The sequence below is a fragment of the Novosphingobium sp. NPDC080210 genome (assembly GCF_050281025.1).
Taxonomy (GTDB): Bacteria; Pseudomonadota; Alphaproteobacteria; order Sphingomonadales; family Sphingomonadaceae; genus Novosphingobium.
This window is the reverse complement of record NZ_JBNNWL010000007.1, coordinates 1-25,775: the sequence shown is the minus strand read 5'-3', so window position 1 is coordinate 25,775 and position 25,775 is coordinate 1. Positions and strand designations below refer to the sequence as shown.

21 protein-coding genes are annotated in these 25,775 nt (G+C 56.5%); 11 read left to right on the top strand and 10 right to left on the bottom strand.

Features of this window, described 5'->3' with window-relative positions; all coding sequences use genetic code 11:
* Window positions 1-3: 3 nt before the first annotated feature.
* The 9 genes from ACQKOE_RS14970 to ACQKOE_RS14930 all read left to right on the top strand — a co-directional run bounded on the left by ACQKOE_RS14970 (window position 4) and on the right by ACQKOE_RS14930 (window position 8,649).
* Entirely contained in the window at window positions 4-684 is a 681-nt protein-coding gene (locus tag ACQKOE_RS14970; protein ID WP_427513520.1) for a hypothetical protein, read from the top strand.
* A 7-nt stretch (window positions 685-691) separates the two neighbouring features.
* On the top strand, window positions 692-1,063 hold the full coding sequence (locus tag ACQKOE_RS14965) for a hypothetical protein (protein WP_427513519.1): 372 nt from the start codon (window positions 692-694) through the stop codon (window positions 1,061-1,063).
* A gap of 149 nt (window positions 1,064-1,212) precedes the next feature.
* Window positions 1,213-1,593: a hypothetical protein gene (locus ACQKOE_RS14960; RefSeq protein WP_427513518.1), complete on the top strand. Its 381-nt coding sequence runs from the start codon at window positions 1,213-1,215 to the stop codon at window positions 1,591-1,593.
* Window positions 1,594-1,634: 41 nt separating this feature from the next.
* On the top strand, window positions 1,635-4,628 hold the full coding sequence (locus ACQKOE_RS14955; protein ID WP_427513517.1) for a DUF4132 domain-containing protein: 2,994 nt from the start codon (window positions 1,635-1,637) through the stop codon (window positions 4,626-4,628).
* Window positions 4,628-5,161 carry a hypothetical protein gene (locus ACQKOE_RS14950; RefSeq protein ID WP_427513516.1) on the top strand — a complete coding sequence of 178 codons (534 nt, stop codon included), beginning with the start codon at window positions 4,628-4,630 and terminating at the stop codon, window positions 5,159-5,161. The genes ACQKOE_RS14955 and ACQKOE_RS14950 overlap by 1 nt, the downstream gene beginning before the upstream one ends.
* Window positions 5,158-6,204, top strand: coding sequence for an ATP-binding protein (locus tag ACQKOE_RS14945; protein ID WP_427513515.1), 1,047 nt, complete (start codon window positions 5,158-5,160; stop codon window positions 6,202-6,204). Before ACQKOE_RS14950 ends, ACQKOE_RS14945 begins: the two co-directional genes overlap by 4 nt.
* Entirely contained in the window at window positions 6,201-7,331 is a 1,131-nt protein-coding gene (locus tag ACQKOE_RS14940) for a vWA domain-containing protein (RefSeq protein ID WP_427513514.1), read from the top strand. The genes ACQKOE_RS14945 and ACQKOE_RS14940 overlap by 4 nt, the downstream gene beginning before the upstream one ends.
* Before the next feature lie 39 nt (window positions 7,332-7,370).
* Window positions 7,371-8,450 carry a hypothetical protein gene (locus ACQKOE_RS14935; protein ID WP_427513513.1) on the top strand — a complete coding sequence of 360 codons (1,080 nt, stop codon included), beginning with the start codon at window positions 7,371-7,373 and terminating at the stop codon, window positions 8,448-8,450.
* Window positions 8,451-8,478: 28 nt separating this feature from the next.
* On the top strand, window positions 8,479-8,649 hold the full coding sequence (locus ACQKOE_RS14930; RefSeq protein ID WP_427513512.1) for a hypothetical protein: 171 nt from the start codon (window positions 8,479-8,481) through the stop codon (window positions 8,647-8,649).
* Here the strand turns inward: ACQKOE_RS14930 and ACQKOE_RS14925 are convergent.
* Window positions 8,646-9,374 carry a hypothetical protein gene (locus tag ACQKOE_RS14925; RefSeq protein ID WP_427513511.1) on the bottom strand — a complete coding sequence of 243 codons (729 nt, stop codon included), beginning with the start codon at window positions 9,372-9,374 and terminating at the stop codon, window positions 8,646-8,648. The genes ACQKOE_RS14930 and ACQKOE_RS14925 overlap by 4 nt on opposite strands.
* A gap of 393 nt (window positions 9,375-9,767) precedes the next feature.
* Here ACQKOE_RS14925 and dcm point away from each other — a divergent pair, with 393 nt between their 5' ends.
* Window positions 9,768-11,003, top strand: a complete 1,236-nt coding sequence (dcm, locus tag ACQKOE_RS14920) for a DNA (cytosine-5-)-methyltransferase (protein ID WP_427513510.1) — start codon at window positions 9,768-9,770, stop codon at window positions 11,001-11,003.
* 31 nt (window positions 11,004-11,034) lie between these two features.
* A complete protein-coding gene (locus ACQKOE_RS14915; RefSeq protein WP_427513509.1) occupies window positions 11,035-11,475 on the top strand; it encodes a very short patch repair endonuclease in 441 nt (146 codons plus the stop codon).
* Here the strand turns inward: ACQKOE_RS14915 and ACQKOE_RS14910 are convergent.
* The 9 genes from ACQKOE_RS14910 to ACQKOE_RS14870 form a co-directional block, all read right to left on the bottom strand.
* Window positions 11,445-12,788, bottom strand: a complete 1,344-nt coding sequence (locus ACQKOE_RS14910; RefSeq protein ID WP_427513508.1) for an MvaI/BcnI family restriction endonuclease — start codon at window positions 12,786-12,788, stop codon at window positions 11,445-11,447. The genes ACQKOE_RS14915 and ACQKOE_RS14910 overlap by 31 nt on opposite strands.
* Window positions 12,789-12,914: 126 nt before the next feature.
* Window positions 12,915-14,975 carry an AIPR family protein gene (locus ACQKOE_RS14905; protein ID WP_427513507.1) on the bottom strand — a complete coding sequence of 687 codons (2,061 nt, stop codon included), beginning with the start codon at window positions 14,973-14,975 and terminating at the stop codon, window positions 12,915-12,917.
* Complete coding sequence (locus ACQKOE_RS14900) at window positions 14,963-15,943, bottom strand: PD-(D/E)XK motif protein (RefSeq protein ID WP_427513506.1); 981 nt, start codon at window positions 15,941-15,943, stop codon at window positions 14,963-14,965. Before ACQKOE_RS14900 ends, ACQKOE_RS14905 begins: the two co-directional genes overlap by 13 nt.
* Window positions 15,930-18,680, bottom strand: coding sequence for a Z1 domain-containing protein (locus ACQKOE_RS14895; protein WP_427513505.1), 2,751 nt, complete (start codon window positions 18,678-18,680; stop codon window positions 15,930-15,932). The genes ACQKOE_RS14900 and ACQKOE_RS14895 overlap by 14 nt, the downstream gene beginning before the upstream one ends.
* Window positions 18,673-20,187: an ATP-binding protein gene (locus ACQKOE_RS14890; protein WP_427513504.1), complete on the bottom strand. Its 1,515-nt coding sequence runs from the start codon at window positions 20,185-20,187 to the stop codon at window positions 18,673-18,675. The genes ACQKOE_RS14895 and ACQKOE_RS14890 overlap by 8 nt, the downstream gene beginning before the upstream one ends.
* The gene (locus ACQKOE_RS14885; RefSeq protein ID WP_427513503.1) at window positions 20,187-21,026 is read right to left on the bottom strand and encodes a WYL domain-containing protein; all 840 of its coding nucleotides are present in this window, start codon (window positions 21,024-21,026) and stop codon (window positions 20,187-20,189) included. The genes ACQKOE_RS14890 and ACQKOE_RS14885 overlap by 1 nt, the downstream gene beginning before the upstream one ends.
* A 607-nt stretch (window positions 21,027-21,633) precedes the next feature.
* Window positions 21,634-22,779 carry a DUF4268 domain-containing protein gene (locus ACQKOE_RS14880; RefSeq protein ID WP_427513502.1) on the bottom strand — a complete coding sequence of 382 codons (1,146 nt, stop codon included), beginning with the start codon at window positions 22,777-22,779 and terminating at the stop codon, window positions 21,634-21,636.
* An 87-nt stretch (window positions 22,780-22,866) separates the two neighbouring features.
* On the bottom strand, window positions 22,867-25,044 hold the full coding sequence (locus ACQKOE_RS14875) for a UvrD-helicase domain-containing protein (protein ID WP_427513501.1): 2,178 nt from the start codon (window positions 25,042-25,044) through the stop codon (window positions 22,867-22,869).
* A complete protein-coding gene (locus ACQKOE_RS14870) occupies window positions 25,041-25,649 on the bottom strand; it encodes a hypothetical protein (RefSeq protein WP_427513500.1) in 609 nt (202 codons plus the stop codon). The genes ACQKOE_RS14875 and ACQKOE_RS14870 overlap by 4 nt, the downstream gene beginning before the upstream one ends.
* Window positions 25,650-25,775 lie beyond the last annotated feature (126 nt).

Here is a 25,775-nt window from a genome sequence, read left to right as displayed (position 1 = left end):
CCCATGATCATTTCGCATGACCGCCAAACGCTGTTCATTGGCGTGCCGAAGAACGGATCGCAGACTGCGCGGGCTGTGCTGGGACAGGTCGGGGTTGATTTGGTTGGCGAGTTGGGGCGGCATCCGATCGCGCGGGAGGCGATCCGGCTGGCCGAGGCTCGGTTCCCAGACGAGGCGATTGCGCCAACGGCGATCTATGCTTTCTGGCGGGATCCGGTCGAGCGATTCTGCTCAGCGGTCGAGTTCCACAAACGCTGCCTGCCGAACTCGTTCATTCAGCTATTCCCCGATCGGTTCGTTGGCATCGAGCGGCATCCGCGATGGCTTGAACCCGATCCTAACGCTATTAATCTGGATATGCGCGCGGTCATCGATAGCGTCCCGCCACTAGACATCCTTGCCGCATTGCCGCCACCACCAGTTCCCGGTGTTTCCCTCCAGCCGCGGGGTAGCAATCTGAGTTTTTATCGGCCGCAGTCGGAATGGTTGGGTGGAACTGCCGTTACCATTCTGCCCTTTGCGGATTACGAGGCCGGGCTGCGAGAGATTGTCGATTGGTTTGGCGGGGATGGTGTCTCGGTAGAGATACCCCAGATCAATGCCGCGGCAGGCCCGTTGTCCGAGCTGAGCATGTACGAAGCAGAAGCGGTTCGGGCCTACTATGCGGGAGATTTGCCGCTATAGTGGGCAGATGAACCGGGGCGACGAAAAGCGCATTGCTGTCAGGATGGCGAAAACGCTGGCGATGATGTGCGTCCGCAACACCGGCCTCGAAACCCTGCATGCTGGCGTCGTCCCGATCACCCATACAGGTGATTATTCGGACGTCCGCGTAATTGATGCTGATGGGCGCGAGATAGCGTGGAATGACGTCTCCCATCTCGACAACGATCAGATGCGCGCGTTGATGAAGGAGATCGTCAACCGGCTCTACACGTTCAACATCTCGATCGATGATCAGGAATTCCGGGACCGGGTCGATCGTTGGGCCAGGATCGCCGATCGCTGGGACGAGCCGGACCCTGATCTGGAGTTCTTTCGGAAGTTGGCGGAGGAAGACTGACGGCAGAAGTCGCATGAATGCTTGCAATTTATGCGAGCACCTAGGTCGGGGAACAAAAAGAGGTCGCCAAAAATGAATCGGGACAAAGGTTGCTGCCACCGGTTACGCTAAACACTCGAATCAATGGGACGACGCAAAAGGGGAAAATCGTGCGCTTTGGGGGATACTGGGTTTCTGCAGTGCAGGGCAAAATTGAAGTGACGGCAGGCGAGTTCGATGACACCGAGCTGTCCGATCGCTCGGACTGGCAAGAAGCCTGGCAAAATGAGGATCCTGACTATCCTCATGGTTTCCTCGATCCTCTCACGATGTTGCACGACATCAGCAAAAAGATCGCCGGCGAACTCGACGCGGAAGAGCTGGAAGTGGCCGCTGCTAAATTCCGAGAGGGAACTCCCTGTCCGGTAACTGACCTGCAGGATCTTGCCATGTTGATCCAGTTACTCATTCCCAAGGCTTTGCCCAAGCCTCCCAAGCGCAAAAATCCAGACCCATCCCTCACAGATGATGGGGCCGATATCGCATTCTGATGGAATTACCTCATGCCAAATCGATTTGAATGGTTATATCTATGAAGGCTGAAGAATTCAATGAAATGTCGATTGGCGATGCCAAGGCCAAGTTCGAAAAAGTCGGATTGAATATTCTAAGTAAAAACGCTGGAGAATTCTATTACGACTTTTTCAATTGGGGTCATTGGCGTCCGGGATTCAAGGAGAAGCTTTCCATTCTCGCGGGGCACGGATTGGATCTGAACCAGCCGATTTGCAAACGTTGGAATGAAAAAAATGCTCCTGTTTTTCAGGTGTTGTCAAACCCAGATGGCAGCACAGCATCAGCGATTAAGGCACTTGCTGAATTTGGCGCTGACATAAATCTACCGGACAAAGATGGGCGAACGCCTATCATGGTTGCGTGCACTGGTCGGTATCAGGGTGACCTTAGCAAGCCGTCAGTGGTGAAGGCGCTTATCAAAGCTGGGGCGGACCTAAGCCTGCAGGACCCCAAGGGCAACCTTGTTACAGACTTGGCGGACCACAAGTCGCTGCCTGCGCTTGTCGCCGCCGGAGCACCGTTTAATGCCAGAAAGAGCCATGCCTTATGGACCGCAGTTTGGGGGAGGGATATCAAGCTGGCGCGCGATTTGCTTCAGAGAGGTTTGAAAAAGAAACTTAATAGTTGGGAGTTGCAAGTCCGCCTCCCCTTTCTTGAAACCATTGCGCAGACTTACCCAGACCTTTTCCAAAAAGGGTTTTCGCTTGAAGACTCTGAAGCGCAACCGGCAGATAAAAAGGCTGCCAGGGCTTTCAAAGCTCTGCTGGATGCGTGCAGCAGTGAGCCGAAAACTAATTCCATTGACGAAGCTGATCAAGGCGCGTTGCCCCCACCCCTCCTTCCAGGGGCATGGCCTCGCAAGGCCGAACCACCAACACCGCACATCAAATTCGACATATCGTCAAACTACGGACGTCCCCCCTCGTTCGATCCTCCGGAAGTGTTTGATGAGCGGATGAGATCTCTCCACGATGATATTCTCACAGATATATCAAGTTGGGAGCCAGCTGAACAGCAAAGCCACAGGAAAGAAAAAGAGAAAGAAATTTTAAAGTTATGCAAAAGACATAAAACTCGCAAGTCCGGACTATCCAGCTGGGATATTTATGAAAATAGATTCGATGTAGATGACTTTCTTATTTGTTCAAATAGCGTAATATTGCAATTATGGAACGATTGCTTTGATATATTATCAGATCTGGTTTGTTCTTACAGCCGAAAACTATCTGATAAAAGTAAGTACGAATTGGCACTTTATCGTCTGAGAGGAGAAGCTTTCGAGGGCATCAGAAAAGATCATGGTGTCGCAATCCAGTGCCTATCATATTTCGATGCTATCGAGGTTGCACCAGTTATGGCGCGGGCCCTTGGGAGCTTGCCAGCGCAAACATGGCTAAAACGCTTCCCCGACACCGCAATAACGGGTTTGTTGGCTTGCGCATTTGGTGAGTTTGAGAGCGACCGAAGTGATGCCCAGCAAGCATTACGCTGGCTCTCAACTCAAGGCTTCAGGGGGAAAATTGAAGAGACTGCAAAACGCTATGGAACGGAAGCCCTTGCTGTTGCCTTGGCTTTTCTTGACCGCAGCGATGAGGCCGACTTTCTCCCCAAGAAGCTCACGAAGCTTCCCTCCTATTTTGTTGCGTCTGCACATCCGGCCCCCATTCTGAAAGAGAGCGGCAAAGCGCTGCCAGTACATGCAGTCGAGACGATTGGCCGCATGATGCTTGCATCGACTTGCCAGTTGCAGGCGCCAGCGCTGATTAAGGTGATGGAGGTTTGCGATCGAGAGTCACTCGCTGATTTCGCCCTAAGCGCATACTCTAGCTGGGTCAAAAATGGTGCGAAGAAGGACGGGATCGGTTTCCTCCATGCGTTAGCTTATATGGGCGATGCGCGAGCTGCTGCGCTGCTGGTAAAAGATTACCGGAATGCCCCCTTCTATCCTGCAACAGCTGCGGCCATTGATGTCTTGGGCGCATTGGGCACTAATACTGCTATATCCGGCCTCCAGACAATCATGCGCTTCAGTAAATATGACAAAGCACAAGCCTACGCCCAGGAGGTTCTTGAAAATATTGCGGAAGCACGCGGTCTGGCACCGGAGATGCTGGAAGACCTTGCGGTTCCCGATCTTGGCCTAGAACACAACAGCCAGATGACCCTCGACTTTGGTCCTCGCCGTTTTTCGGTAACTCTTGATTCCAATCTGGATGCTGTTCTCACTGACGAGAGTGGCGATATCCTCAAGGCATTGCCCAAGGCCACCAAGAGCGACAACGCTCAGTTGGCCAAAGCAGCGACAGCCCAGTGGAAAGAATTCAAGTCTGCGCTCAAGGGGCAAGCATCGGACCAGAAAAAAAGGTTCGAGAAAGGCATGCTCAGTCGCCGCGAATGGCTTGGGGCCACCTTCAAAGAGGTTATTGCAGTCCATCCGCTGCTCTCGAAGATGGTTCGTAGCCTTGTGTGGGCAACCCTCAGAGATCAGTCTCTTGAGACGACGTTCCGGATCGATGCCGAAGGGCGATACGTGGCTGCTGATGGGAGGGAACTGTCTCTCGACAATGAGGCAAGAGTCACTCTGCCGCACCCGTGTCTGTTCGGCGACAATGTTGAGGCCTGGCTTCAGATCTTTGCGGATAACAAACTCACCCAGCCGTTCCCTCAACTGGCAAGGAAGTGGTTCCTCCAAGGCCCTGAAACCGAGCACCTTATCAGCAAGAAAGATGGCACCAAGGTGCCGCTTGGCGCGCTGCGGGGGCTCAAGGCCAAAGGCTGGGAGTTCGAGGAAGGTGGCGCTGGTATGGTATGGAGCGTCTACAAATTCGATGCGGGCGCTCGCGCCTCTATCGATGTTGATCCGGGCTGGTCGCTGTCCGGGTTCGATTACGAAGACTTCGGCGGCGATCAGACTGTGAAGCTGGATGTCAGTGGAAGCGACCCTATCGCCTACAGCGAACTGGTACGCGAATTCCTCTCGCTGCCGGTTGCGACGGGTGAGGAGCCCTGATGAGTGATCTGGTGGCTGGGGATCCGGATCTGATTAACCTGTCGGCGGCCGAGTTGGACAGGCTGGTTGGTACTTCTGACAAGTTGGACATAAAGATAGCGCAACACGAGCGGGTGGCCGGTTCAACACTGGAGAAACTTGCCAAGTCCCCCTCGCCATCGGTTTTGCGCCATGTGGCTCTAAACCCCGCCTGTCCGAAAGAGACCCTGCTGAGGCTGGCGCCTAAATTTCCGAACGAGTTTTTCGCCAATACGGCCATTCTTCTCCAATTGCTGGTCGACCCGGATCTTTTTTTGCGCCTGCCGGTGACGGCTATCAAGGCGATACTGAAATCACCGGAATGTCCACAATCGATCATCGACTGGGCAATGCGCTCTGGTAATAGTTCACACGCCCTTGCCCTGGCAGGTCGGGGGGACGTACCCGCGCCCTTGTTACGGCAGATTGCAAACGGTCCCCACATCAAGGCTGCGGAACTCGCAACATCTCGGTTAATGGGCATGGGAGAGCCACTTAAAGAGAAGCCCGAATGACTGTGAAAGCCACAAAGCAAGCCAAAAGCTCAGTCGGTTTGGTCCATACGCCTGAGGCCTTGGCCAGTTCACTGGCGGCAATAATCTCCAATGACGTCAAGCTGAGCCTGATGATCTGGGGGCCACCGGGGGTGGGAAAGTCGAGCATCGTTGCGCAATGTGCCAGCGAGAACGCGCTGGATCTGATTGATCTCAGGCTCAGCCAACTCGCTCCGACCGATCTGCGCGGCCTTCCAGTGCCGGTCGACAACGTATGCACTTGGTACCCGCCAGAATTTTTGCCGCGCGATGGTCGGGGCATTCTGTTTCTTGATGAAATAAACATGGCGCCCCCAGCCATGCAAGGCATCGCACAACAGCTAATCCTCGATCGGAAAGTCGGCAACTACGAGGTCCCTGATGGCTGGTTCGTCTGGGCGGCCGGGAACCGGAAAGAAGACAAGGCCTCGGTGTTCGATATGCCGGCGCCGCTCTCTAATCGTTTTGTCCACCTGGAGGTGCAGCCTGACTTCGAAAGCTTCAAGTTTCATGCCCTGAAGACACGCGTCGACGAGAGGATTCTGGCGTTTCTGGCCTACAGGACCAACCTGTTGCATCAGCTCGACCAGCGCAATCCAGCTTGGCCGTCGCCGCGCACCTGGATGATGGCCAGTAGATTACGGGCAATCGGACTGCCGATCTCATCGGCTGTAGGCAATGCCGCAGCAATCGAGTTCGATGCGTTTGAATCCGTTTACCGCAAGCTGCCGGACCTCGATGCCATTGCCGCCGGCAAGAAGGGTATCGCATTTCCGGATGAGCCATCTGTCCGCTATGCAGTCACTATCGGCCTGACCATCAGAGCCGTGGATTCAGGGCGGGCAAACCACATCGTCGAATGGGCCAGTAAGGAGGCACCTTCAGAGTGGTTCCAGGTTCTTGCCTCCGACATTGTCAGGCACAGTCGCGAAGCGGGATTTGGAGACGATCTCGTTCGAACGTTGGTCAGCAACCAGGAAATCAAGGAACGCCTGCTCGCCTTCAGGGATCTGCTGTTTGGATGAACGAGGACCCAGTTCTCCAAAGGGCTATTCTGGGGCTGCGAATGTCCGCCCCCTTCTTCGCAGGGCTGTTGCTATTTGCGGACCTGCAACCTCGCGTGGGTCTCGGAACAGCAGCAACAGATGGCTCAAAAATCTACTATGACCCTGCCTACCTTGCCACTCTGACCGTCAGGCAGACTCAGGGGCTGCTGATGCACGAAGTGCTGCATTGCGCCCTGCAGCATGTTCCGAGGCGCAAACATCGCAACCATGAGCTATGGAATTTTGCCGCGGACATTGTCGTAAATGGAATGATTGCCCCCCTCGAAGCTTATGAGTTGCCGCTTGGGGCAATCCGCCTCCAGTCAATCGAACATTTCAGCGTCGAGGAGGTCTATGCCATCCTTGAGAGAGATGGCATCCTCATCCCGCCAATGCTCGTGATGGACCTGGCAGGAGGGGAAGGCTGCCCAGTCTCCCTCGACGGTTCCGACATCTCCAGAGTGGCAGGCGAAAACGCAGCCTATTGGCAGCATGCGATCAGATCAGCCCAGATCATGGCCGAAACGAGCGAAAGAGGCCGTGGCTCAATTCCTGCCCAGTTTGACCGGGAAATGCGGATTGCTGACACACCGCAGATAGACTGGAAGACGGCCCTCTGGAGATTTCTGGTCCGCACTCCGTGTGACTTTGGCGGTTTCGACCGTAGGTTCATTCACGGCGGGTTGTATATCGATGACATGGCTGGAGAAAGCCTGAAGGTTCACATGGCGATAGACACCAGTGCATCTGTCAGTGATCAGGAGCTTGCGCAATTTCTGGCCGAGGTGCAGTCAATTGTGTGGGCCTATCCGCACATCGACTGCGATCTCTATTACGCTGACGCCGATCTTCACGGTCCCTACAAGCTCAGCCGATCTTCGGATATGCCGCCTCCCAAGGGCGGAGGCGGAACATCCTTCAAGCCGTTTTTTCGTGCAATATCGGACGCAGCGTCCTCGCACGAAGAGGGCCTCTGCATCTACCTCACGGATGGTTACGGCGACTTTCCAGCCAAGGCACCTGATTGTCCTGTCATGTGGGTTCTCGTCCCCGGCGGGGCCAATGACGAGCACTTCCCGTTCGGGGAAGTGCTCCGAATGATTTAGGCCGCAAGGCTGCAACAATTGCTTGGATCTACAAACCCTATGGAAGACGAAATCATTTCCTATCCGTCGATTTTCAAACGGGACACCATGGGCCGAATTCGTGTGTGGCGGATGGAGCGTCAGGGTGCGGCGCACAGAGTGTTATCTGGACTGCGCGACGGGGCACAGGTCGCAACAGGCTGGACAATGTGCGAAGGAAAGCAGGGGCGAACCGACCTCCAGCAGGCTGAATTCGAGATTAAATCGGCCTATGCTTATCACCTGAAGCGGGAATATTTTGAAAACGTCGATGATGTGGATACGCCTCGGTTTTTCAAACCGATGCTTGCCAAGAGTTACGAGGCCTTTGCACCGGGTTTTGCTCAGCCAAAGCTCGACGGGATCCGCTGTGTCGCGCGTCAGGATGGCCTCTTCACCCGCGAAGGGCAGCCAATTTTGGGCGCCCCACACGTGCATGAAGGCCTTCTGCCGCTGTTTTCAAACAACCCTGATCTGATCCTCGACGGGGAACTCTACAACCACGAGTTGAAGGACGATTTCAATTCCATCGTGAGTCTGGTTCGCCGCAAGGAGCCCGACCCTGAGCACCTAAGGCGTTCGAAAGATTTGGTGCAATATCACGTCTACGACCTACCTTCGTCGGAAGCGATGTTCGCTCAAAGGTGGGACCTTCTGCAGGAAACGATCGATCGCGTATCAGCCGATATGATCAAGCTGGTTTCCACCAACCGAGTGGTCGATGAAGACCACTACGACACCCTTCATGGGGAGTGGCTCGAAGCCGGATATGAAGGTTCGATGTGGCGGGCCGATGCTCAATATGAGCAGAAGCGCTCAAAGGGCCTGCTCAAGCGCAAGGAATTCCAGGACGCCGAATATGAATGTGTCTCTATCGAAGAGGGCGTCGGAAACTGGGCCGGAATGGCCAAGAGCGTGATCTGTCGCCTGCCAGACGGTCGAACATTTGGGGCAGGCATCAAGGGGAGCCAGCAAAGGGCTGTTGAACTTCTGTCCGAAGATCACCGCGTCGTGACTGTTCAGTTTTTCCACCTGACCCCTGACGGGATACCGAGGTTCCCTGTCGTCACCAAGTTCTGGGGTGATGAACGAACCATGTAGTGCTGTTGGCTTGCACAGGAACTGAGGCATGAACGACAAAGATCTCTGGCCTATTCATATAATATTCTTCGGGTTTTTGATTGCTTTGGTGATTTTTGCTGTCAAAATGATGTTCGAAGAAATTTTGAATAGCCCACTTTTGCTCGTTTTCATACTGGTGGGGATTCTTTCACTTTGGCTGTTTCGCAAAGGCAATTAGAATTTGTTGCGGGGCACTGATGCCATGAGAAGTAACGGATCAAAGCGCAAAGCTTCGGGCTCGACAGATCCTTTAAAAAAATCAGAGATTTCATCGATAGATGCATTTTTACTGCGTCGATCAGCATATTGAAAAAATGCGTACGGCTTATCGGTTGTCATCGCTACCCATTCCGGCTTGTCATCGGCATGAAGAAATGTCCTGACGTCCAGAATCTTCGTATCAACAACTTCATTCCCGGCTACGACCTCGCGTACCGTTCCCGTCAGAAAGCCCCCCAGAAACCGAAGGGCGAAGGCATTTTCGCGTCCTTTGGGGTCTCCAATCGAGTGAAGTTCAAGGATAGTGTCGATAAACTGGCTGTTCACGATAGCCTTGGCCACCTCAATCGGCGGGCGTAAATCCCGTTCAAAGATTCGACCAAATGCATGGTGCGGGATGTTCATGAACGGAGTGATTTGGGTGACTATTCCGGATTTCTGGATTTTATAGGCGATCCTTGAAATCATCACATTACGTTCAACCTCCTCTCCGTCGGAGACGTAAGCAGTGCCAAGACAAGGGGCAATGAATTGTCGCTTGCCTGTGATCAGGAGGCGGTTCTCCTTCTCCATGCCATGGAGGTAGGTTTTCAATTTAATCTCAGCCGCGGCTTTCTTGAGCTGTTGGTCGGCCCCGGGCCTGACCTTGTACAGTGATACATAGGCTGGTGTGCCATCCATCAAGTCGATGGCCTTCCTGGCGTTGTTCCTTGCCCAAAGCGGGGGTCTCAAGGAGATGCTCACATCAATGCCTATCCGTATCCATTGAGAAATCCATCATTTGCCTGCAGTCGCCTTAATTTTGAGGCGCTGCAAACAGCCTCGCCTGATTCGCAGGGAAGTTTAGATGATGGGGGGAGAGCTTGTCGCGATTCAAAACTTGCGCCCCCCTGAATGTTCCTGTCAATTTTACGCAATTGCCGTGGAATGAAGCAGTTAAGCCGGCATTCTGTTGATGGTGTCGCAGTCTTCGTGTAAAACGAAACAAGAACAAAATGCACTTGCACTCCGGGAATCTCTGTGCCAATCCGTCAAAAAATGACCCAGCTACTCCGGCGATGATTTGGAAGGATTCCCATGCACGACTGGTCCGCGACGTTCGAGGAATTGTTTAAGCGGTCGGGCCTGTCGCTGGATGAGGCAGAAGCGGAGCTGGGTGTGTCCGCCCGCCAGATCCGTCGCTACATTTCGAACGAAGCTGCCCCGACAAAGCTGGCGATGGAACGCATTCGGGAGATTGCCGGAAAGCGCTCGACCAAACGGGCTCAGCCTGCATTCCGGTTCATCGACCTTTTTGCCGGCATTGGCGGCCTTCGTCTCGGGTTTGAAGCGATTGGCGGTGAGTGCGTGTTCACCAGTGAATGGGATCGCTGGTCAAACGAGACCTACCGCAAGAACTTTGCCGAGACCGAGAACCATTTGATGGTCGGTGACATCAGGCCTTATGGTTCCGATCCCTCGAAGATCCCTGAGTTCGATGTGCTGCTGGCAGGCTTTCCTTGCCAGCCGTTTTCTCTCGCTGGCGTATCGAAGAAGAATTCACTTGGCCGTGCGCACGGTTTTGCTGACGAAAAGCAGGGCAACCTGTTCTTTGACATCGAGGCAATCCTGCGCCACCATCGACCGCCAGCTTTCCTGCTCGAAAACGTCAAACACTTGCAGCGTCACGACAAGGGGCGCACTTTCGAGGTGATCCGTCGCACTCTCGAAGACGAGCTGGGCTACGCAATCAGCTACCGGGTGGTCAGCTCGGAGCCATGGGTGCCGCAAAAGCGCGAACGCATCTTCATTGCCGGCTTCCGCCAAGATGTCGGTTTCAGCTTCGAGGATTTCGACAAAATGATCCCGCCCCAGAAATTCTGGCCGAAGTTGGGCGACATCCTACAATCGCACAATGAGGTTGATTCCAAATATACGCTGACGCCCAAGCTTTGGGATTACCTGCAGGCCTACCGCGCCAAGCATGAAAAAGCTGGAAATGGCTTTGGATATAGCCTGTTTGGCGAGAAGGACGTCGCCCGAACGCTGTCGGCCCGCTACCACAAGGATGGTTCCGAGATCTTGATCGGCCAAAAGGGAACCCGACCGCGCCGCCTGACCCCGACGGAGTGCGCGCGCCTGATGGGTTTCGAGTATGGCGACCGGAAGTGGCATATCCCGGTATCTGACACCCAAGGCTACAGGCAGTTTGGCAATGCTGTGGTGGTACCTGTGGTGGAAGCCATCGCCCGCTTTATGGAACCGTCGATCAAGCAAATGCTGGAGATTGATCAGGTGCAGTCCCGGTCCGCAAGAAAGCGCGCAGTTGGCTGACAAAGTCACACAGGAGGTCCGCAGCAGAATGATGGCTGGTATCGGGCCTGCGAATACGAAGCCCGAGATGCTGATTCGTCGTGGACTTCATGCGCTGGGCTATCGTTATCGGCTCCATGTGAAGGAACTGCCGGGTAAGCCGGATCTGGTCTTTCCCGGAAGGAGAGCCGCCATCTTTGTGAACGGATGTTTCTGGCATGGGCATGATTGCGCCCTGTTTCGCTGGCCGGCGACCCGAGAAGATTTCTGGCGGGATAAAATTGCAGGGAACATCAACCGGGACCGGAAGACTGTCGCGCTGCTTCTCGATCAGGGCTGGCGGCTCATGAATATCTGGGAGTGTATGCTCAAGGGACGCACGAAACTGCCCCTTGAAGATGTACTTGCCGGATGCGTAGCTTTCCTTGACGGGAACGAAATTCAGGCAAGCATTGGCAGCGATCAGACTGTGACGGTGGTGGCCTCAGCGTAGAGCAGATCCATGGCCTGTGTTAGCTGACTGGAATTGATGCGCCATTGTGGTCGCACCTTGGCACGATTGTCGGCGTAGATCGTATCGGCGGGATCATAGAACACGATCCCGCGGTCGATTGCCCGAAGGAGGCGCCATACATCTGTGCCGCGGCCCTGAACCCAGGTCGGCGAATATTGGTATTCTGCAAGGCCGCCTTCGCCCTCGCGGCTCCTGAATGTGATGTATAGGGCACTCGCGTGTTTGGCGTTCCAGCAATTGGCGAGCTTCTCGAGCGACCAGGCAGCAGCGACCTCACCGGTTTCTACATGCCAGAGCTGTACGGAGACCTCTGCCGCATCCCCAAACCTGTCTTCTTCTCGGTCATAGCCAGTGAGTCGAAGTTCGAGGCCTGTCTTGGCGTTTACGGTACCGGACTTGTGCAGGCCCGTGAAACGGCGGGAACCATCGCCATTCACTGCGGGATGTCCGAACCGCTCCATGAACTCTCGGAAGTTGTGTGTGCCCTGAAAGCCTAGATCGGGCGTCGGCGTCATTAGGCTGATGCGGCTTCCCGAGAAGCTCTTGATCTCGAAGCCGTGGCGGTCGGGCGCCTTCTTGGCATTCGCTGCCACGCCCAGGAGTGCCTCGAGAGTGTATCCGCCACCCTGAGCTCCGGTGAAGGGCTCGATCCGTCCGCCGCGGTTGATCCGGGAGCTGTGCCAGCCGCCTTGTACTATGGCCGCCAGTTCATGCCGCAGCAGTTCGGCTGGGTCAGCGCCAGCCTCTCCATCGACCAAAAGGACGCGCAGTACGCCTCGGGCTCCAACCAACGGCAGGTCAGGGAACTCAGCGACCAGCGGATCGTCCCGTTCGGTCAGTACAACGCCCACAACCTTGCCGTCAAAGGCGGTGCCCATGACGAGGATACGTCGTCCGAACTCACCCAGCAGCCGGCGCCGAAGCGCGTCAGGCCCTGCTTCGCAGCCATTGAGGAAGCCCGACATTCGGACTTCCGGATACTGGAAGTAGTCAATGATCCGGGTATTCGGTGCATCGTAGCGGGCCCCATTGCCGCCAAGCCAGGCAAATTCAAGCTTGGCCTCCAGTTTGGGTTTGCCAACTGCGGATTTGCGCTTTGCTGTGCTAGCGCTCGCTGATCGAACTTCTATCGTCGCCGGAAACAGGTTGGTGACGCCGTCGAGGCCGCCCCCCAAGTATATTTGATTCTTGTCGTTATCCTGCTTTGGTGAGAGCAGCTTCACATAGGCTGTTCGGACACCTTGTCCCCGCAAAAGGTTTTGAAGCTGACCGAGAGTGGTGATGCCAAGCATGGCTGAGGCATATATCGCTCAGCAAAACTTGAACAGGGAGATGACATACGGAGTTCGAACTAGTCCGGTATGGGCGAAGCGAAACGATCCGCGGGCTAGCTAATGGCCGTTCTCTGTTTAAAATCCTCAATTTTCGGGATAATACTTTTCCAGCTTATCAACGATAGCAAGTGCAGCAACGCACTGCTTCTCGGTCGGGATCCGTGTAGGAAGGAGTGTGCATGCCCGGAGAATTCCACTTTCTCTCGGGTCAAGTTTCCCGATTGATTGTCCGAATGCTAGCACCTGCTTCCAGTAATCCGCACCTTGAGAAACCACTTCGCTCTGCGCCTCAATACCGCTCCTGGCCTCCCGTTCACGGCGCTCGTCGCGCTTGTTGGCTCTGGCTTCGTCTGGGTCAATAAGGCTATCAAAGAAGCCTGACTCATAGTTAACGGGGCGCTTCGACAAGTCCGCCCAGCAGGCTTGCTTCTTCGCCCATTCGCTGAGGTTTCTGACCCCAGCCGGCGGATGCGTGATAACATCGTTGGCCACCTCGGCAGCGGCCAGACATGCGCGCTCCATTGCAACGGGGACGCGCTGAAGTTTCCAGACTAGGTCAAGGTCCAGGACCCGCTTGCGCTGTTCCGCATCATGCACAACCTTGGCGAAAGCATAGGTCACGATGTTCGCGCGATAGCCGCCAGCGTACCATGGCTGGTGGGGAACCAGACGTTCAAGATTCTTGAAGATGATCGCCTTGGCGATCAACCTCTTGAACCAGACCTCGTCGAAGCCCGCGTCGCCGCGCCCCCATTCCTCGCCAACAACCCTCGCCAACTCACCGAAGTTCTTCTGGGCACCGAAGCTGACGATGTGCGGCTTGCAGCGGTAGGAGTTCTCGAACTTGGCCAGATCGGTTTTGGTGAAGAACTGCAGTCGCGGGAATTCCGCGTCGAACCTCTTGCGCTCGGCAGGCGTTCTCCTCGCCCGTTCGTCGGCAAACTGCCCGCGCGCGCGCTCGTAGAACCATTTAGTTTCCCGGTAGCTGCTGTCACCCGCAGGTGCGAGCACGCGGCGTGAAAACTCCTGCATCCGGATGTGGAAAGGATGATTGGCGAAGAAGTCCGCCGCGTTTACCTTGTTCTGGCTGTTCGCATATTGCGAAATCCGCGGCACGACCTCCTCGGCGAGGTCGGGTGGGACCACGGTCAGCTTCATCTGGACGAATACGTCCTTGAGCTGATCAAGCTTGCGGGCCGCATGAATCGATGCGGTGGTTTGACCGCCGTTCACAATCTGGAAGTTTGTCGCGGACATGAGCAGCAATCCCTCTCCCATGTCGGCGATCTCTACCGCCTCGGCCGTCGCAGTCAGACCGTTGTTGTAAGAGAAGAACATGTTCGGTTCGTCGCGGATCGTGTCGCGGATGCCCCGGTTCACCTTGTTACGAGCCTGAAGGAAGCTTCGAACATTGGCCTCGAGCAGACGGGCTTCCCATTTGTCGTAGATTGCGGCGAGCTGGGTGCCCGGAATGACCGCGATGAAGCTCTCGAGCGGAGCTCCATCGAAGGAGGCTTTCAGGACGGGAACAGGATCCCCAAAATCCTCGGCAAAGTCGACTATCAGATCTTCACGCGTCTGACCGGAGGAGACAAACCGCTGAATGCGGGATAGATCCCAGACGTTCGAGGTCACCGGCACATTGCCGATCGAGCCAACAGGCTGGGCATCGGTCTTCGAATTGTTGATGCGGTTCGTGACGAGGATCAGCTTGATCTTTCCGATCTGCTTCCAGATCCGGGCAATCAGGTCGGCGATCACAAAGCCGTTGCTTGCTTCCTCGAGCTTCTCCCGAAATTCCCGCGTTTTCGCCGCCACCACGAACTCGACAAGCCTCGTCAGAAGCTTGTTGATGTCCGTCTTGCCAATCGACTGCGGTTCTTCCGATAGAACGAAATCGCAGATGACTAGACTGAGCACACCCTCCTCGTCGGTGGGGTCCCACGAGTAGGCATCCACCTGAACCGTCTTCTGGCCATTCTTGCCGCTGAAATAGCCCTGCGAGAGCGAACTTGCCTCGCCCGCCTCATCAAGAATTTCAGCAACCTTTTCCAGAAATGCCTCGGCGGTGATCATCCCCATCGCGTCGGCATCGCCCTGAACATCCGCGATCAGCTCGCGGTGAAAGTCGGTCAATTCGTCCAAGAGCCGTTCCTTTCGACAATTAGCTGATCAATCACATCCGCCTCGACCGAGAACGGCGCGCAGGCATCAAGACCGATGCTGTACCGGACACCGGAAACGCCAATGGCCAAAGGCAGCGCAATACGGGGAAAACCGTCGCGAACCTCGAAATGAAGGCTCTTGCCGATCACCCATCGGCGGTCGGAGTAGTCATCGCCAAAATCGAAGCCCGTCTCCGCGATCGCCGCCTCCCAGAGCGCGCAGGCATCGGGGTCGGCAACCGCGAACAGCTTGTCCAGCTCGGCAACATGATCCGTGAGGGTCTTGCCGTCCGGCTTGACCACCGCGTCGACCGGACTGACGACCAGAAACAGCCGTGATCCGCCGACATCGGTGAGCTGGTCCTCCGACGAGACCTGCACAAACGGCTTGGCGGCTCCCCTTCGGGCCTTCACCTCGACAAGGCAGCCATCCAGCTCGAAGTCCTTCGAGGATCCCGCTGGCCCCTTCCAAGCCTCGATCGCGGCGCGTGGTCCGACAAGATCGATCAGGTGGGTGAGGAATTGCAGCTCGCCGATCAGGCCCCGCTGTTCCTCAAGGGACAGCTGCTCCGTCCTTCCGCCGCGAAGAAGATGATGCCAGCGTAAGGTTCTCCGGATCGCGCGGCTCAGCGCGTCCTGATTATCCGAGGCAGCCTCGCCGGCCCTCACGATATCGTCACACAAACCGGCGAAGAGCTCGTGCTGCTCCCCATCCTTCAGCAGGATGACGAGGGAGGGGCGTGCGGCCACCTCGCGATACGCGATATCGAGATTGCGCATCTTCGGCAGCGGCCGGATTTCGGTTGTTTCCGGCGCAAGGCGCAACAGCAGGCCCGGTTCCGAGTTCCCGGATACGACCCAGAAGAAATCATGACGGCAATTCGCGACGCGGCGCGCGTCCTTGCCACCGGCAACCAGGCCGTCCCAAGGATTGTCAGGCATCATCATCCCCCATGTCCTCGTCCGCGTCGTCGTCTCCGAAGAGCTCACGGAGCTTGGTTGTGTTCAGGATATACTCGACCTTTTGATCCGGCTTGGACGATACCGGGAAGCTGATGCCCCATCCGACAACAGGCTCATCAGGCAGTTTCGACCGATCCTTCTCCTCAACGTCGCCATCCTTGATCCTGATGTTGTAGAGCAGCAGCAACGGGCGCTGGCGACGGGCACGGTAGACGCGATCCGGATAATTGAGTTTCGCGCCGGGAAGCGCGTTGTTTTCCTCCCGGTAGTCGGCTTCCGCCAGCTCGATCAACTCCGGCGCAAGTCCGGCCTTCTCATATCCGCGCGAGGCCACGCGAGCGCTGGGGCCGCTGACCGAGAGGATGTTCCTGGACAGATCATCCGCTCCAATCGAACGGTGGATCGGCACGAGGCTCCAGCCACAGACGTCCTCGACCGGCTTCTCCTTGGTGGGATTGAGCGAGACCACCAGGACATCCCATTTCCCGAGCTCATCATCTAGCCTGTCCCGAATGTAGCGCCGGATCGGATCAACCGCGCTCAGCGGCGAATCCGGATGATTCTCGAAATCACGAAGGAAATCGTCGACGATCCCGAAGGGGACCTGTCGCAGCAGCTTGCCACCTGCCACCGGCTCGGCAGTGGCCTCGCCGAAGCCCGCCGTTTCGAGCGCCGCCATCAGGCGGTTCCGCGCCTTGCGGTTGTGATCGATCGAACCGAGTCCGAGCCGGGTGGTTTCGACGAAGCTGTTCGACAGGCCCACCATCACATGCTTGACGCCCGAGCCCATCTTGTTGCGGGCGGTCACCATGAGAGCGCTCGGGTGACTGCGAACGGCCAGCCCGAACTGCATGGGTGTCGCGTTGACCCGCTCCATCCGCTTGAGCTCGCGCTGCAGCTCCTCGGTCGCGTCGGCAATATGCGCGTACCAAGAGGCGGCCTCTTCCGGCATCCAGACCCGGCACAGGTCCTCGTAGCCCTCGCGATAGCCGAACCACCGCCCCATCTGCATCAGGGTGTCGTACATAAGTGAATTGCGAAGGAAGTAGGACACCGTGAGCCCCTCAAGGGTAAGACCACGGGACAGGGAGAACCCGCCGACAGCGATGACCGTGAGGCCATTCTGGCCGCCGGCGTCGTAGTCGAGACTGTTGGGGGAGTCCTTGTTGACCGAGATAACCGTTGCCGAGGCGACAACGGGTAGCAGAGCGCTACGGACAGCTTGCCACTCGGAATACACTTCGGAGTATTCATCCTCCCAGCAACGGCGCAATTCCGCGATGACCGGATTGCTATCCGCATCGGGCTTCGCCCCATCGACCCTGAGCGCGTCCTCGATCGTCCTGAGGTGCTCGTGAAGCCGGTTGCGAAGCAGGTTCTGGATCCCCGTGAACCTTGAGGCGTTCACCAGCATCGATGCGTGCTGGTTACCCTGCCCCCGGAGGTTGCGGATCGTTCTGGCCACAAGGAAAGCCCGCAGGGCGTCGATCATGCTAGCCGGCAGCTCGGTGACATCATGGTTTATGCGGTGCTTGACAGGGAGCAGGTCCCCGTTGTCCGAGATGTAGCGCAGATGCGGCGGTCTGGTGTCCGCGTCCTCGGCCACACCCTCGAGAAAGACCTTCCTCGCGCCAAAATAATTGCTCGGCGCGTCCAGCCCGATGATGAAGTGCCGGGGGAACAGATCCTCCTTGTAAACATCGTCTTCCGTGTCCGGATCGATGAAGATGTTCGCGAAGGGGGTGGCGGTGTAGCCAACGTAGCAGCTGCGGCGGAAAAGGCCGAGCAAGTCGCGGATTTGACCGTTGATCCGCGAAACCTCCTCCCGGCCATATTTGATATTGATCGAAGCGTTGTCCGCCTCGTCGTCAATCAGCAGCATCGGCTGATCGACCATCTCCGAATAGCGCCCGGTGCTGTGCTCACGGAGCCAGTCGACCAGGTTTGCGAGTGTCCGGGAATTCTTCTTGATCACCAGCACCACAGGGACCGCGTAGGAAGCGATCTGGCTGGTATTGGTGGTCGCGGTGGCCTTGTTGAAGTCCTTCAGCGTGGTTGTCAGGCTGACCGGCGCGCGACGGTCATCAAAGGTCCCGACACCGATGACCTTTGGCTTGTCGCGGGTATCGCGCTTCTCGAGCCGGCCGGTGTCCCGCCCGACGAACCCCTCGTCGATACGTGCCTGTGTCTGGTTTCGCAGGTTGTTATGAATGCCGGCGATCACCACGATAAGCCGGTAGCCAGCGTCCGCCGCCTTGCAGACGAGGCCGGTGTAGTTAGCAGTCTTTCCGCTCTGGACGTGCCCGACCACCATGCCCTTGCGGTCCCACGGATTTGTATCGTGGGGGTTGCCCATGCGGTCCAGAATGCGGTCTGTCACCTCGTCGGTCGAGGTGATCACATCCCTCGGCAGCCGCTTCTTTTGGAGAAGCTGGCGGTAGCGGATCCAGTAATATGGATCAATTCTGCCGGCGGCCTTGGCGTCGTTGAGCCACGGAACGAATTCACTGTCGCTTACAACGGCACCCACGCCCATGCTGATGCCGACGCGCTCCTCGATCTGGCGCGCCAGCAGCTCGGCCTGCTCGTCTGTCACATCTGCGAACATTGGCGAGATACGCATAGACGCGATCGTCTCGCGGATGCTGTCCTCGGTGGGGCGATCCTGTCCGGCGACAAGCTGGGACACGACGCCATCAAGTTTGGTCAGGGCATCAGGCATCCGGAATTTCCTTGCTAATGACTTCTTCAATGATCGGCTTGGAGGAAGGCCACGCCGATTGGAACGGATCGACCTGTTTCAGGATGTCCAGGATGCGGTCTGTATCGGTTCCCTGGGCCACCAAGCGGGGCACCATGGCCTCAGCCATCTGCCGCAAAGCCTCCACGTCGACATCGTCAGCCACGAGCTCTTCTGCGCTGCCTGCGAAATCAGAGTGTAGCGACGCTATGGGAACGGAGGAGCCAATAAGTCCGATGAGGTTGGCGAAGTCAGACTGCAGATCAACCGGTAGCCGGGCTGAGAAATCCGCAAAAACTGGATGCGCTGGGTCGGGGCGGTAGACTATGGCGCCATCCTTCTGAATCCTTTGCCAGATCGGCATGTAGTCGTTGTCGACCAGCCGTTGCCCGCGTCGCTGATATGTCCGCTTCGAGGTCTGAGTAAGGCGCTCTACAAGAAGGCGCATGCGCTCCCTTACCGCCGGTGGCAGCTGGGCTGAGGCCTTCTTGACGTCGATCTTCCAATCGGCGTCCATGGTGTTCGGGATATCGACCCTGATGCGGCACAACTTGGTCAGTTCGGTCTGGCGGGCTAGACCTAGCCAGCTTCCGGCTATGATAAGGCGTCGTCCCCGATAAACATAGAAACCCTGTGACCGCAGATGCCCCTCCGGTCCTCCCATGTCTTCCCAGTCCGCTTTCGATATCGATTTGTGGTGAGGTAAGGTAAAGCATTGAAATGCTACCGACCCATTCTTCAGATCAAGGCTGTCCGGCCGGTCTGCTTGGTGCGTCGAAAACTTTGTTCCGAATGGATCGATTGGTTCCAGCCTTCGACCGTTCAGGCGGATAACGAGCGGGCTACGCCCCTCAGACATAAAGCGATGAAAAACCAGACGGATATGGCGCTCTGCACTAGCGATGGCTCTATTGACATGCTCAGCTCGCTTGCTGTGGTCATGGTCGAGCCCACCGGAGAGCCGGTCCATAGACCGCCATATCACCAGCGTGCCATTATCCTGCAGGCGACTAGCCCACGGTATTTCATCGGCGACATCGTGCAGTTCAATATCCCAGCGATTTGTTCTGGCAACCTCGTCGAGGTCCCACGTTGCGCCTGCAAGGGTGCCATTCTGGCGGCTCACAACTGTTAAGCGCTTGCATTGCGAGAAGCTTGCGCTCTTGAGGCCAAGTCCAAAACGACCGAGGTCATGGTCAGCTCGGGGTGCAAGAGGGTTCCGACTGCCGGGCCTCATTGCCTCTACTAGCTCGCTGAGGCTCATGCCGGAGCCATCATCTAATATTCCTAACGCAGGCTCCGCTGAGGCTGTGTCTGAGAGTATCTCGATATTTTCCGCCCCAGCCGTGATTGAGTTGTCAATAATGTCAGCAAGGGCCGTTTCGCACGAATAGCCTATGTCGCGCAGACTTTGGATTAGTGACGCGGCATGGGGCGTCGCATCCGCAGTTTTTCTTTCATTTCCATCAGCGGATATGTCTATCTGCATTAATTAATACCCTTCTTGTAAAAAGAAGTAATATTATTACCATTCATCATAACAATCTGCTGATCTTGTGGCTTGCGCGCCGCGGGATCCGTATCAAGCCCGAGCCTCTTTAATGCGTAGTAAAGCAAGGCTCGGCGGACAGGGATAACAACCCGACCATTTTGCATCCCGTAGTCGAGTTCAATCGCTCGCTTCTGATTTTGGCTGAGAGCTGGATGCGGGCCGATCTCAAGCTGAACGATTTCGTCCCAATCAGTATCAGCCGCCGTTTGCATTTGAGTGGACCGTGACTGACGGGTCTCGACAATCCGCGAAATGACGAAGTCACGGTACTCCCCGCTCTTCTCGCAGAATGACCGTGCGTGCCAACGGAAGCCATCAAATGCCAACGCATGCGGCGCAATCCAGCGCCACTCGGGATCGGGGGACGACATCGACTGATATCGGACCTCAACAGCTTCACGCCGCCGAATAGCGATTACTATCGAACGTAGTACAGCTGGATCGATACCCCGGGCAGGCGCGGGTGTAGCATCGAAAGGCGGCAGGTTGCCGATCCATGCATCTTCTGGAGCGACAATCCCTTCAGCAACAGAACGTACCTGAGCGAGATATTGGGTGGCGTCAGGTTTCATGAAGTGGGGGCTGAAAGCTGGTGAACGGACATAGGTCTTGCCGCTCTTGTCGTAGACCATGTTGTCGGGCGCGAGCGCGATGTAGCGGTTGAGGTCGCCCGATGCCTGGTTCAGCGAGACACCGAACGTGTCCATTAGATCGGCTCTATTGACGTGACCTTCCCAGAAGAGGCGGAACTCGATGAACTGGAGCTTTTGCTCCACGCTCCATCGTAGACTTGGTTTGCCTTCCCCCATGGCCGCCCTCGAATCAGATTCCAAACCCATCCAATTAGTGGGCGTATTGAGGTGTAAGCGAGCATGTGTCGTTCGGGCAAGGAAAAGAGTCGGCGGTCGTGCCCGCAAACGATGTTTAACCGATCTCAAATGGGATTCGAACTCAAAGTCGTAATATAATAATCAATGTGTTACATCTCAGAGAAGGTCGGAACCCGGCTCCGTTCCCACCGCCATTCAACCCATTGGAATCATTATGTTCCTTGGGTTGAGCGCGAAAATCCCCTTTGTTTCGACGGTTATAGACCAAGGGCTCTCCACTGCATATCTGTGGCGCCGGGGCAAATTTGCTCTCTTAAGCCCGATGTTCTCTCAAGCTCTCGACCGCACCCGTTTTAGTGGATGATCGCAGAGCGTTGGATTTTCGCGGTTTTCCTTTGGAAAAGGCTTTGAGTTGGCGACGGGTATCATTAGATGTGATGGGGCCTGAAGCGAAATGGGTCCCCCAGTTAGGATCATTGCCCGCGCCTAGTGCCGACAACAGCAAAATTGCTAAGCGATAACGATCATTCCAATTTCGTCGTTTGAAGCATGCTTATGAGGGGGTTGGATCTCCGACCCGCTTACGGAGCTGCTGGTTCAATGTTGCTAGCGGGGTTCGGAATGCGGCCTCGAGCTTGCGGACGTGCTCGGAGAGCCAGGAGATCATCTCTGGCCAGCTTTCTTCGCTGTACCCATCAAAAGCTTTTGCAAACACAATCCGGCAGGCTTTTTTGGCGTCCATCCTTCGCCAATCGAACTGAGCACCGAACTCCGCTTCAATCTTGTCTTTTTGAGCAAACAGCTTGTCAAACAGCCACTTGTTTTCATCCGCCTCCGAGCGGCTCAGGTTAAGCTCGACGCGCGCTTCATCTTTGGAGAAAATCATCGTGTAGGGGCAACTTGAGAGGCCCGATCCAGCGTTCAGCCAGTGGTCGCGTGACGGGCTGATATTTCGAAAGATTTCCACTCCATCAGCTCTCAACTGCTCCAAGGCGACTTCCCAGAAAGATAGGCGCAGCTGATGGCGCTTCTTCTGGGTGTCTTGAGCTACCTTTTCATCGTTATCCTTGGACGACATGCCGATCATGAAATCTGCAGCCTCCGGGGTCGGAATTATCTGCTGCACATCAAGGATTAGCTGGTCACCAAAGGCATAAGGGGTGACCTTGAAGCACTGGGCGCGTATGCCGCGGCTGAGCAGCCAGAGGACGGTGCTTGTCACTTCTCTTCGAAAATTCGCAGCGATGAAGATCATCCGCTGGTCATTTCCGGGGTTCAGCACAATCTCACTGAGGTCCTCCACTTCCAGGAATTCGCAGAGCCTGTTCACCGCATGCCCGCCCCCACAGTAGCGGTCGAGATATTGCTGATAAATATCGACAATCTGAGTTTTGTTGAGCCCGGAAACATAGGCGGTGTATTTCAGCGCCTGCCAGGTCACGTCCCGGCCGCTGTCATCCAGCTTGTTCTCGATCACGACCAGATTGCCATCCTTGTCCAGCGCAAGCAGGTCCAGCCGTTCGCGGGTTTCATCGAACCCATCGAATTCCTTCTGGATGATCAGCAACTCTTCGCCAAGTGCGTCTGGCTGGTTTGCCAGCCACTCTTGCAGGTGGTCCCGTTCCCGCAGCTGCAGGTCGGAAAACCGCTTCTGAACGAGGCGCGCGAGGCGATTTTGGCTAAGATCGATACGGAACATTCGGCACCTCAATAAATCTTCGCATGCTTTAGAAGTGATGCGAATGCTAACCAGCTCACCAAGCAGCAATTGCGATGGGCAGCTGGCTTACGCTGGGCCCCTAATCAGGTTTGTCGGTTGACCTGACCACGAAACCCGCAGCGCCTTCTTCGCTCGCGTCGCGGCGACGTGAAGAAGCGAACGGTACTGAGCAGTTATGTCATCGCGATCCGCTGCGTCGACCGCGCTCTTCAGGGCCTTCTGAGGTGGAAATGATCCATTAGAGAGGAACGGGATCGCAACGGCAAAAAACTCGAGCCCCTTGGCCCGATGCATCGTTGTGATCCTGACCCCAGGAACGGAACGGTCGTCCGCGCCGGACTGAAGTATAACGGTCTCGATGCCAGCTGCGCGCAGTGCGCTCTGAACTCTGTCCGTATCCGCTCGACGTGCGCAAAGGACACCGATCTCAGCCAGCCGGATTTGGTCGGTCGGGAGTGACCGAACCCAAGCCACCAACCCATCCAATTCTTCGGCCTCAGATCGACATCCGACCAGCTCCGGAGCAACCCCGCGCATGAGACTGATGTAGCCGCGTAAGCTATCGGTACCCTCGTCAAGGTCGTCCACGTCGACCCCCTCAAGGATGGAGACAGCCCAGGCACGGATTTCTTGTGTCGTGCGGTAGTTGAGCCGAAGCCGCTTCGAGCGCCCCCGGACGTTGATCCCGCACGCGGACATAGCGGCCCGCCGTCCGTAGATCCGCTGATGCGCATCCCCCACGATGAAAAGTGAGTTTTTATCTCCGGACAGGCTCTCCGGAACGATCGCTCTGATCAATCGGAACGCCTGCTCCCCCATGTCCTGGGCCTCGTCTACAATTACGGCCGTATAGGGAAGGTTCGGCGCCTCGGCGGACAGAATTTCGGTTGCCTCCCGGTACGCGTCATCCGGCTCTGCGAGCCGTTCACTGATCAGTCGAGCCCGATAATCGGCGAAGATATCCCAGAGGGCAGCTCTTTTCTTCCGGTCGAGTGGGGTGCCACGTCCTGCTCTGGACGCCTTCAGGTATGCCTTTTGGTCGATAAGCCCTTTCGCCTGAATGATCTGTGACCATTCCGCCCGCACAAATGCTTCAGACAGCCCCTCGGGCAGCTCATGATCGTCAAACACTTCCTGCCAGACTTGGTCCAGCCGATCTCGCGCCTCCCCGAAGAAGGCAACCTCGCGCGCAAAGCTTTTTCGCTTCAAGAACTGGGAGACCCACCGATCGAGATTGATCACCTCGATCCGGGGCGGGCGCGCATCAAGATGGGCCGGACAGAGCGTCTGCAAGTTTGCCTCGATGTCATGGGCTAGGCTGGTCGTGAATGTGGTCATGAGGACCCGCTGGCCCGCCCGGTCCGGGCTCTTTTCGATCTGGTCCGCCAGGTGCTTCGCCCTGTGCATCGCGACGACAGTTTTGCCGGTCCCAGCACCACCACGGACCAATGCCGGGCCATTATAGTCCCGGTAGGCGATCTTGCGCTGTTCCGGATGCAGGAAAATGCGCCATCCTTCTAGCCCTTCCTCGAAAACGCGACGCAGCTCGGCTTCGCTGTCTGGGATGAAGATTGTCTGGCGGCTCTGCTCCGTCTCGATCATCTGACCGAAAGTTAGCTCCGTCGCAGGCACTTGGACTTCTGCCTCAGTCTCTCCGCCGATCCCGGTCAGAGACCGGATTTCCTCGTCCTCATAGCCGGCAGCGACCGCGTAGAGTATTTGGTAGGTAAGCGGATCGAACCGGTCTTCAGCCGCCTCCAGATCATCGATTGTCGGGACGAGGTAAACCGCGGCGAGTTCTTCCTCCGGTACGCCGAGCGCGCGCAAACGCGCGTTAGGGACACCTTCGAAGAGACGTGGGGCGGCTACAGCTGGGGTTGCCACCAGCTCTGGCACCACCTCAACCTCTTCGATGACCCGAACGCGGTTCGTCTCCGGATCCAGCTTGACCCGACGTCCGGCCGCCCAGCGGTATGCTTTGTCGTGCTCGTTTACGTGCACAAACATGATGTCGCGGCCCACCTCAAAGGCGATTGCACGGTAACCCTGATCGACACGCAGTGACTTGATCGAGCTGTCCTTTGCACCTTCCACGGTTTCGAGGTTGAGCCCGTTCGCGGACGGGTCGGACATGTAGCGGGTCATCATATCCATGAACTTGAGCGCCACCCGATCCGGCAGCTTCCGCAAGCTCTTCATGCAACCGATGTCGTAGGAGACCCGTTTGTTCATTGTGTCTGTCATTTCCGCGCCTCCTGAAGGGCTGTAATAACTCTCGAAACCGTCTCTCCGACTTGGTCCGTCTCTGGGTCAAACTGGATGAGGACCCAGCCGACCTCATCTACGGCCATCTCAGAGACAGCTACGCGCGCGTCCGCCCAGCCGAACTCCATCATCCCAATTACGCGGCCACCTGCGAGCAAGTCGTCCCCAATTCGGTCCGGTCCGGGTGTCTCTGCGGCTATCAGTGCATCGATCAGAGAATGGAATGCTTTGTCGCAGAGGGCGCGCGCCTCCTCCCAGGCGGCGGCGCCGGCACCAAGTTCATCGTGCTCAACGGGGTCCAGCATGTCCGGCGGGGCAAGCGTGTCGAGCCCATCGAACTCAACATGAAGCCCTCGCGCACCCTGGAACAGGTTTACCAGCCGCCAGAGACCCCGCCATGCCTCGGTGTAAAGCGTTTTAGCAGCCGGTACCTCGCCTGGGTCGGGAAGGACAGCATGCAGCAGAAGCCGGATATCATTATCTGACTGGGCCCATTCGGTTGGCGAGATTTTCTTGCAAGCCAAATAGAGATCGAGCGCGCCGGTCCCCACATGTTCCGCAGCCTCAGATGATGCAAGGAACAAGCGACCTGTTTCGGACAGGGCAGCATGCCTTTGATCTGCCCCCTTCTGAGTGGTCCAATTTCTATTTTAGGAATGGCCACGAAGGAGGAATGGAATGGCAAGGAAGCACAAGCCGGAAGACATTAT